General features: G+C 57.7%; 5 protein-coding genes and 1 pseudogene. All 6 read right to left on the reverse strand.

Annotated features, from left to right (window positions below; translation table 11 throughout):
- Nucleotides 1–693 precede the first annotated feature (693 nt).
- The 6 genes and pseudogenes from KJQ96_RS37290 to trpD all read right to left on the reverse strand — a co-directional run bounded on the left by KJQ96_RS37290 (nucleotide 694) and on the right by trpD (nucleotide 8,528).
- Nucleotides 694–1,992 carry a hypothetical protein gene (locus tag KJQ96_RS37290; protein WP_249735009.1) on the reverse strand — a complete coding sequence of 433 codons (1,299 nt, stop codon included), beginning with the start codon at nucleotides 1,990–1,992 and terminating at the stop codon, nucleotides 694–696.
- Nucleotides 1,993–2,187: 195 nt separating this feature from the next.
- Nucleotides 2,188–3,711 carry a class I adenylate-forming enzyme family protein gene (locus KJQ96_RS37295; protein ID WP_213291043.1) on the reverse strand — a complete coding sequence of 508 codons (1,524 nt, stop codon included), beginning with the start codon at nucleotides 3,709–3,711 and terminating at the stop codon, nucleotides 2,188–2,190.
- 1,349 nt (nucleotides 3,712–5,060) lie between these two features.
- Entirely contained in the window at nucleotides 5,061–5,648 is a 588-nt protein-coding gene (locus KJQ96_RS42450) for a flavin reductase family protein (protein WP_213255912.1), read from the reverse strand.
- Between the two features lie 301 nt (nucleotides 5,649–5,949).
- The gene (locus KJQ96_RS37305) at nucleotides 5,950–6,189 is read right to left on the reverse strand and encodes a hypothetical protein (RefSeq protein ID WP_213255941.1); all 240 of its coding nucleotides are present in this window, start codon (nucleotides 6,187–6,189) and stop codon (nucleotides 5,950–5,952) included.
- A gap of 490 nt (nucleotides 6,190–6,679) precedes the next feature.
- Nucleotides 6,680–7,498: an indole-3-glycerol phosphate synthase TrpC gene (trpC, locus tag KJQ96_RS37310; protein ID WP_213255914.1), complete on the reverse strand. Its 819-nt coding sequence runs from the start codon at nucleotides 7,496–7,498 to the stop codon at nucleotides 6,680–6,682.
- A 15-nt stretch (nucleotides 7,499–7,513) separates the two neighbouring features.
- Nucleotides 7,514–8,528 (reverse strand): annotated as a pseudogene (gene trpD, locus KJQ96_RS37315) (anthranilate phosphoribosyltransferase).
- Nucleotides 8,529–9,495: the final 967 nt, after the last annotated feature.

The following is a 9,495-nucleotide window of genomic DNA, read 5'->3' on the forward strand; positions in this document are numbered from 1 at the left end:
TGCAGTTTTCGCCACAGCGAGCGATTCTGGCAGCCGCACAAGGCCGCCGATTTTTTGCGCCGGAAAGTAGCTAAGCTAGATAGAATGGATTATGATGGCGTGCGAATGAGGTCTATGGATGCAGGCCGGCATTCCCTTACTAGACGAATGCCGGACTCGACGCACGAAGATACTTTGCTGTCTTCCTCGCCCGTCGCTATCGTCTGTACAGTGATGCTGGATGGTAAGTTATCAGACTGGAGCGAGTTTTGCTGCGTGAAGAGGAGAGGGGAACGCTAACCACTGGCGCAATGATGGTCAAAGTGCGAGGCTCATATCCCGGACAAGATATTGTACGTCCAGCCGATCTGCCTAACTACTTTAATCAACTAAAGAATGTAGCCAATGACTGCAGATTTGGGTGCCGATCTGCATCGCTCCGGCATTCTCGTGCTCCGCGTCGTCCCAGAACTAAACCGTTTGCACGGTTGCGTGGTATAGGAAACCTGACAAGGTTGGTGCGCCGAACAACTTGGGTTTGGAACGGAAGAATCGACAGTGCTGCGCCAGTCAACCTGGAAGAGAGTGCTTCGCCATCTTCTTAGGGCGCGTTTTGGCTTCAACACATGGTTGGGAATAGGGATGTTGTTCAAGCTGAAACAAATGGACCGAAGAAGGCATCCTGAAGAGCGGAACATGGGGCAGTGATCCAAATCAGAGCATCGTCAATAATCGATGCTCGAAATTCCGGCCCACCAGCCTGTCGCGCGCGATCACGAGACACTCCACCGTGCCTGCCTCTTGGTCGGCGGCAAGCGGAATAACGCCTTCCTTGTGTATGCGATCAAATAGCAATCCTTCATCGACAAAACAATCAAGTGCCGTTTGGAGGGAGTTTAGTCGGACGTTCCGCACAGATGAAATCACGTAGGAATGGGACCAGTCGGCTCCTAGCAACCGGTCAGCAATGCTGTGCAGTACCGAGCCACCGCCCCACCGACCGTTCGCTTCATTAAACAGCAGCCGCCCGTCGATCGAGAAAATGGCATCTATATTGATCATTCCGCGGTAACCCAAGGTCCGCGCAAGCTCCACAAATCGATAGGCGTGCGCGTAAGCGGTCGAGTACTGCTCATTGCTCAAGTCGCTTGGAAGCTCTAGACCAGTCCAGACGAGAGCTCTTTCGGCCCGATCTTCGCTTCCATGCAGACGTATGTTTCCACTGTTGACGTATGCGATTGAACCATTTTCCTCGATTTCCAACTCAAGGTAGAACAGAGAACTGGCCAAGTGGTATGATTCTACGACCACTGTTTTACACGAGGGGGTTGTCATCTCAGACCAAAGTGCATCAGGATCAAACGACGGCCAAAGGACCCGGCGGGTCTCCCTTGCCCCAGGTAGTGGAGCGCTCCCCTTGCCGGTTAATATGACATTTCCAACCCCGCCGGCTCCATTGTCTAATTTTACAATGACGCTGCCGGTTTCAAGCCTTAGGGAGTTGACCGCTCTGAACAATTCTTCTGAGCTTGTTGCTATGCATCCACTGGGCAACGGAAGCGTGACACTTGTTGCCAATTGACGGAAGTGGCTCTTGCGGTTCAATAGATCAGGGCCTCGCTGCAGAGCGAAGTCGTTCCCTTTCTGCTGTATGCCGAGCATCGCCGCTAAGCGCGCAACGCCTTCAGTAGAGTAGCAAGCACAGAGTTTCCAATGTGTTTTCTCACGAATGTGGCGTCGGATTTGTTCAACAATTGTATTGGACTGCAGAGTGAAATCACTAAGGACCCGGGTCTCGTGCGCGTTTTCTGGCACGAGCACCAAGACGGTCGATGGGTCGAACCTTAGCGTCGCGCCAACGTAGCGTAGCAGATCAGTTGGGATCGCTACCGGAGAGACAATTAGGTCGCCCGCTTGTGCAAACCATACGGAGCGCCAGGCTGACTTGGCGGCAAGCGAAAGTTGGATTGCCGTCAGATCGGCACCCGACATTTGGGCGGTACCGGCGTTCATAATTAGGATCCGCGGCATCAACGAGCTCCGTGGTACTTGGCATATCGGTCCGGCACTACGATGAACGTGCGGAAGCGTATTCATGTAGGTACAGTTGTTCGAAACGACTTCAGTGAGCTAGAGACATAAGTTCGCGTGCAGGCGGCAAGAGAAATATTGCCAACGCCCAATCCGCGATATTCATTTGGTGCCTCCTTACCGACTTGATTGCGCATCGAGCTCTTTGAGCATAAAATGCTGGATCTTGCCCAACCCCGTTCGCGGCAATTCTTCCGTGAAAATGATTTCGCGCGGCACTTTGAAACGGGCGAGCTGCGACTGCATATGCGCGGTCAGTGCTTCCGCTTCAATCCGCACGCCCGACTGCCTGATCACATAGGCGACTGGTACTTCATCCCAGCGCGAATCGGGCCGACCGACGACAGCGCATTCTGCGACATCGGGATGCTCCATAAGCACACGCTCGACTTCTGCCGGATAAACGTTTTCCCCGCCGGAAATGATCAGATTCTTCTTGCGATCATGGACCCAAAAATACCCATCAGCATCGCGGCGGCCGATGTCGCCAGTGTGATACCAGCCGTTATGCAGCGCCTCGCGCGTTGCTTCTTGATTGCCCCAATATTCGCAGAAAACATTAGGCCCGCGCACTGCGATCTCGCCCAGGGTGCCTGGCGGCAGCTTGTTGCCCCAATCATCGATGATTGCCGCTTCGCAGAAAAGGCCGGGCAGGCCAGTCGTACCCTCACGCGAGAGATCACCGCCGAGTCTCGTATAGACTGCAATTGGGCAGGTCTCCGTGGAGCCATACACCTGCAGCACTGGTACGCTGCGTGCGACAAAGCGTTCGATCAGGTGCTGCGGCACCATGGTTGAGCCGGTGGAAATTGCTCTGAGTGAGCTTAGGTCGGTGGTCGACCACTTGGGATGCTCGGTCAGGCCTTGAATCATGGCAGGAACCAGCACGGCCAGAGTTGGCCGTTCGCGCTCGAACGCAGCGAGCGTCGCCTCTGGCGTAAACCGCGTGTGGATCGTAACCGTCGCGCCGTGATGCAACGCTGGCGTCGTCTGGATATTGAGGCCACCCACGTGGAACAGCGGCAACACTGTCAAGACATGGTCAGCCGAGGTGAGGCCATGCATGTGCTGACTCATAACCCCATTCCACAGCAAGGCCTCTTGGCGCAGCACAGCCCCTTTCGGCCGCCCTGTCGTGCCCGAGGTATAGACGATCAGAAGTGGGCAGGATAGGTCCGTGTACAAATTGCGACCATCGCCGCGCCCTCGGTCTAGAAGGCCATCCCATTTGCTTCCGCCGAGGGGCGCAAAATCCAAGCCGACGACAAAGATATCCGGCAGTTGCTCCGCCAGCGCCGGCAGGAGTGCCTCGAAGGCGTGTTCGATCACCAGCACCTTGGCGGCGGCGTCGGACAGGATGAAGAGCTGCTCGGCGACCGCAAGCCTCCAGTTCAATGGCACGAGCATTGCGCCGAGCCGCGCGCAGGCATAGAGCAGCACCAGATGGTCAGGCCGGTTAAGGCTGAGGATCGCGACGCGATCGCCTCTCTCGACACCGAGCTGGCTTTTTAGGGCGCGCGCGACCTGCTCGATCCGTTGATTGAAGATCGCGTAGCTTAAGGTCTCGCCCTCGAAATTGATCGCGGGCTTGTCGGGAGTGAACGCCGCGTTGCGCTCAATCAGCGTGCAGAGATCAACCATCAGTCTTCCGTTTTCCCTGGCTTGCACAGTACTTGCCTCCCGAAGCGGCCAATGAGAGCTCCTCTACGTCGCTCGGAAGGTGTCGATTACGGCTTTATTGTCTTAGATGAGGGGCCTTCCGTCAGGTATCTGCAAAAGAGTTCAGCTTGTGACGATCTCGTGAGGCTCAGGTAGGGTGGATGTAATCCGGAGACTTAAAGTGTAGGCTCTTGCTCACGTACTTCAGTGTTGCTCGACAGGGGCTGCGTGCATCAGACAATGGTGATAAGCGCACCATGACGAGAGTTTCCTGCGCGATCTTCTCAATACAGGCTCGCCACACATATAGGCGGCTCCGGCATGTCCACCTTTGAGGCCGACAATGGCCCGGCATTGGCCTTGAGTGTGATTGACTAGCAAGATCTTCCTGGAGCCGTCAGGTCTTTTCACATGCCGCTCCGAGATACCGGGCAATCTCTTGCGATGTCGCGCCGATCGTGACGAGCGAAATTTGCCGCCACAGCTCCTTGGGAGCTTCTGCAGCCCAATCGACCTTTATGCGTTTGCGCGATCTTGTCGCCATACCAGCTCCCAGGGATCTGTGCGGACAGAACAAAACACGCTTCTCGGATTGAGCGCGGCGCGGCCGGAAGCCGGCGCCACCTACTTTGAGATCGTACAATTTGACGCCACGTGCGATTCAAGTCCTATTTGGGCGGCCGTCGTGTGAATATGTTCAAACTCCTAAGCCTCCGGGAGCAGCGATGATACGAAAACTGAAAAAGCACCGCCATTTCCTGATAGGATCTGGGCCGAGCCGGGCTAGCGTTGCCAGCGCCAAGGCCTTAAGGCGCCGTCTTAGTGAGCGGCGCAGCTGATGCGTGTCGGGTTCCCATTCAGGGCTGATCTTCTGGCCGCCATCATGCTGTTCGCCTCTGGGTAAGAAGCCGAGCTGCCAAAGGAGTCGCTATCGAGACAGATTAGGGACGAGTGTCACTTGCATGCAGGGCACTAACTCAGGATGCGAGCTGCTTCGGATCTTTCTGATCAGAACCTTCTTTCGATGTGTGCGCGAATTGCATTTACTTTAGCGTCAATCCAGCCGCGCTCGCGTGCGCTTGCGACCATCTTGGCGTAGGCTGCTTCCCAGGTTTTGTTGTCCTTGGGGCAGCCAGGCAGGATAGGCACTAAATAGGCATCAGCGCATTGTCGTGGTCAACGAGCGTGATCCCTTTCAAGTCTGAAGGCTTAGCGGCATACGGGCCCTTCAAGACGAGCTTAAACCCGCAAAAATCGAAGGGCTCCGCCATTTGCACTCCCCTCTCGGGCAAGTATTCTATCATCATAACTCGGCTCCTTCATTGTGGCTCTCAACATAGCCTTAGCCGTAGGGTGTCGTTACGAATGGCGACATTGCGGTGAAAACCTGCACTCAGCCGTACAGTAACGTTCGAAGTTCGCCACGGAAGTTGATGAGTGGATTGCCTTGAGCTGATCGCGTCGCGACAATCCGGCCGATAAAGATCCCCATGGGTGCCGACGAGTTGGTGGTGATGCAAGACGCATTCGAGCACACAAACTGCGCTTTGCAGAACCGGTACGTCAAGAACGCCCTGATCCCATGGCGCTGTATCGAAACTTGGACAGCGTTTGCGCCATGCCGGCCGGCGAAACGCAGTGCGAGGTCCTGCTGATTGCCGCCGAGAAGACTCACGCCAAAAAGTGCCGTTGGCGAGTATCGCGTCGTGAGTTTCGGAACTGGCATTAATGCAGACCAGCAAGCAGGGCGGCTCCATGCAGATCGAAGTAATAGAACTGACCGTTAACCCTCGCCGTCGGACGGCCGTTCCGGTCGCTACAATGGAGACGCCGCTCGCCAGATTTCGCATGGCTTGGCGAAACTCGATCGCCTCGATGGACTGAATATCGCTGATCCGGGGAGGCGATTGGCAGCTCATAGCCCAGCTCCGGAGTGGCGTTTGACCTCGAACTTTTGAACTATGCGGAGATTGCGTTGGTCGCGACTCTCGAACTTGCTTCCGCGCAGTGCGGGTTTGATCGCACCGATAATCTGACTGCTCCACAGCATGATCTGGCGATGCGGCTAAACACAATCGGTGGCTCCGCTTGGATGATAGCGTTCAGCGTGCCTTTGCGTCAGATCGAATACGTTCCGCGTCCTCGTCGCGTAGCGACAGCGAAGGCGGCCCGTACGTCCGAAGGGCTGGCGGTCCGTGATCTGTCTGCGCGTGGCGTCATTCACTGCGAATCGTTCCTCGGTGGTGATATGGGCATGGCCGCCGCGCCGCCTTGTTTTCCGATACTGTTGAAAAGGCGCTCTTTCCCGAAGAGAAGACGCTCATCCAGCGTCGCGTGCAACGAAAGCCGCAGCTCGGGCGAGATCGAGTCGTCTGTATCGATCACCTCACGAAACTTACGAAACATGAGTTCGATCGTTGCGATCGATCCGAGTACCGTGATCATCCGCCAAGACATCATTGTTTGTCTCCTTCGCGGTACCGCGAAGCGCGAGTCCCCGAGTCGCCTGTCTTTTCGACGATCTCGGTGGTGCGCTTCGCACCGGCTCTGGCAATCTGAGTGGCCGTCGATCTTTCAGGCGCCGCCCTAGCCTCGATTAGCTCAGCAAGATTGATACGGTACGCATCCTGCAGCCTGATAAGCGCTCTGCTCCGAGCATAGACTGCCCTCATCGGCCTCGAGTTGTGAAAACTTTCCATGACTTTGCTCTAACCGTCTCAGGCTAATGCACCGCTATTTCGTGCAAACGGTGCATTTCGCCCCACCATCACCGGCCGCACTTCTCGGCCGTCGTCAAATGCAGGGGAGACCCACCGGCTCGGTGCTGATTGAGTTGCGCGGACCTTCTGGATGCTGACTAGCCGTCGCCAACAGCGGCGATACCTCACTATCGTTTGAGGCGAGCCGTATTCGGAGCGAAGCGAGCTCGGCTTGGAGACTTTGCGCGCCATCACTGCACTCCGGTCGAAACCGCCGCCTCGCGCGAGAGCAGCGCGCGGGTCGCCGCCGTCACGTCAGCCTGCCGCATCAGACTTTCTCCGACCAGGAAGGTCGAAATGCAAAGCCGCGAAAGACGCAGAACATCGCCCGGGCCGCAGATACCGCTTTCGCCGACGATCAGGCGATTCTTCGGTATGAGCGGCGCCAGCGCCTCGCTGGTCGTAAGCGTGGTCTCGAAGGTGCGCAGGTTGCGGTTGTTGATGCCGATCATCGGCGAGCGAAGTTTTAGCGCCCGATCGAGCTCGTCGCGGTCATGGATCTCGATCAGCACATCCATGCCATGGGCCAGGGCCGCAGCCTCGATCTCGCGAGCGGTTTCGTCGTCGAGCGCCGCCATGATGATCAGGATGCAGTCGGCCCCCTGAGCGCGCGCTTGCACCACCTGATAGGTGTCGAACATGAAGTCCTTGCGCAGCACCGGCAGATATGTTGCCGCTCGCGCTGCCATCATGAAATCAGGGTGCCCCTGAAAGAAGGGCGTATCCGTCAGCACCGACAGGCAGGCCGCGCCGCCCGCTTCATAGGCCCTGGCAAGCGAGGGCGGATCGAAGTCGCCCCGGATAAGGCCCTTGGAGGGAGAGGGCTTCTTGATCTCGGCGATCAGCGCATACTCATCTGCTGCGTGCTTGTTGCAGATGGCGGCGAGAAAACCCCGCGGGGGCGGGGCCCCCCGCGCGAGCGCTTCGACCTCTGAAAGCGGCAAGGCGCGCTTGGCGGCTGCGATCTCTTCGCGCTTGTAGGCCTCGATCTTGGTCAAAATGTCGGACATCGGTCAGCTCGGCTGTCAGTCGTTAGAGATTGCGACTAGATGTTTCAATCGCGCCGCCGCGGCACCGCTATCAAGCGACTTCTGCCCAAGGGCGACGCCTTCCTTCAAGGATTTGGCACGGCCGCCCCCGTTCAATGCCGCGGCCGCATTGAGAAGCGCGATATCGCGATACGGGCTTGGGGCGCCGTCGAGCACGCTTTGCAGCGCGACTGCATTGGCATCGGCATCGCCGCCCTTCAGCCCCACGCTGCCGCAGCGGGGGAGGCCGGCCCTGTTCAGGGGGCACTTCGAAGGTGCGGATCTCGCTTGTCTCAATCGAGGCAACAAAGGTCGGCCCGGTCAGGGTGATCTCATCGAGTCCGTCCGAGCCGTGCACCACCCACACTGACTCAGCGCCAAGATTCTTCAACACCTGCGCCAAGGGCAGCACCCACTGCCGCGAAAACACTCCGACTATCTGTCGCTTGACGCCGGCCGGATTGCACAGCGGTCCGAGTAGATTGAAGATGGTGCGGGTAGCGAGCTCAATCCGGGTAGGGTGAACGTGCTTCATGGCGGGATGATGGACCGGCGCAAACATGAAGCCGATGCCGGCTTCGTGCACGCAGCGAGTGACGTCTTCAGGGGTGATGTCGATCCTCACGCCGAGCGACGCCAAGACGTCGGCAGCGCCCGAGCGCGAGGACAGTGCGAGATTGCCATGTTTGGCAACCCTCACGCCAGCACCAGCGACGATGAAAGCGGCGCAGGTCGACACGTTGACCGAGCCCGAAGCGTCGCCGCCAGTGCCGGCAATGTCGACGGGATCGTGCGGCGCACTGACTCGCAGCATCTTACTCCGCATCGCGGAAGCGGCGCCGGTAATCTCTTCCACCGTCTCGCCGCGCACCCGCAGCGCCATGAGAAGTCCACCCATCTGCGCGGGTGTGGCTTCGCCTGACATCATGCTGTCGAAAGCGGATGCCGCTTCCTCGCGGGTCAGCGTGGCGCCGCCGGCGACTTTGCCAATATTCGAGTTGAAGGCGTTCATCGTGCTTTCGAACGTGCTAGCTGTTGCTAGTGGCAGCGGTTGCGTGGGCGAAGGCGACCTCGTTGATCGATGAGCCGATCCCGATGGTCCAGCTTGGTGACGAGGGCGGGGGGCCGCTTGTCGCACAACATGCTTGAAGACTCTCTTTTGGCTCTTCTCTCGTCCGATGCGAACTCGACAAACGGCACGATCTCGCAGCTTTCCGGCTTCATCAGTGGGAAGTCAATTCGAATAGGCGTCAGTTCCAAGCCTGAAATCATGTGCACGGCAACCCCGCTGCCGCGTTAGCCGATAACCATTGCTTGCGTGGTGTAGGTTTGGTCATAATTGGTTTCCAAGCCTACAACCTGACGCAGCGTAAGGTTCAACCCCCTTCAGTGGCTTGGCTGAACATTATTCCAGTATTCCATTGTGCCGCTTCCTGAGGTACGAGGAAACAAGCGGCCACATGCAGGCCGCCGCAATCGTGGAAAACCCTTCCCAGCGCAGTCTGACTGATATGAGAACACTCACTGCGGGCGTTTCCAGACAGACGTGCTCAAGATCCCCTATGGGCGCAAAGAAGAAGAATTGAAAAACGGCAGCCCGATACGTGCCCCAGCCGACTTGTTCTGCAATGCCGACGTTTATTGCACCCAAGCGACGCGCGCGGTGAGGTGAGCGGAGCCGACATCGCGACATTGCAGATCCCGCCGCAACTCCTAGCCGCGTCCACGTGATTGCACGAAGCGGCGGATAGAGCATGTCGTCCAATGTGGAATAGATGCGGTTCAGAGTCCCCGAGCTTATGCACTATTCTTGATTGTGGCCTCCTCGAGTGCTCGCCGTACTGCGGCGCAAGAGGTTGCGGTACGGAAATAGTTAGCTAAACGCACATCGCGCGAGCTATCGCCAAATTTTGGTGACGGCCGAGCCGGTCAGGCGGCGGCGGTTATGGGCTGACGGTCAGTCGGTTTGGCGATGACCT

Source organism: Bradyrhizobium sp. sGM-13 (assembly GCF_018398875.1).
Taxonomy (GTDB): domain Bacteria; phylum Pseudomonadota; class Alphaproteobacteria; order Rhizobiales; family Xanthobacteraceae; genus Bradyrhizobium.

Coding starts and splice junctions, on each gene's coding strand:
- KJQ96_RS37295 (WP_213291043.1), bottom strand. CDS start 3,711: ATGGTTGATCTCTGCACGCTGATTGAGCGCAACGCGGCGTTCACTCCC.
- KJQ96_RS37305 (WP_213255941.1), bottom strand. CDS start 6,189: ATGATGTCTTGGCGGATGATCACGGTACTCGGATCGATCGCAACGATC.
- trpC (WP_213255914.1), bottom strand. CDS start 7,498: ATGTCCGACATTTTGACCAAGATCGAGGCCTACAAGCGCGAAGAGATC.
- KJQ96_RS37290 (WP_249735009.1), bottom strand. CDS start 1,992: ATGAACGCCGGTACCGCCCAAATGTCGGGTGCCGATCTGACGGCAATC.
- KJQ96_RS42450 (WP_213255912.1), bottom strand. CDS start 5,648: ATGAGCTGCCAATCGCCTCCCCGGATCAGCGATATTCAGTCCATCGAG.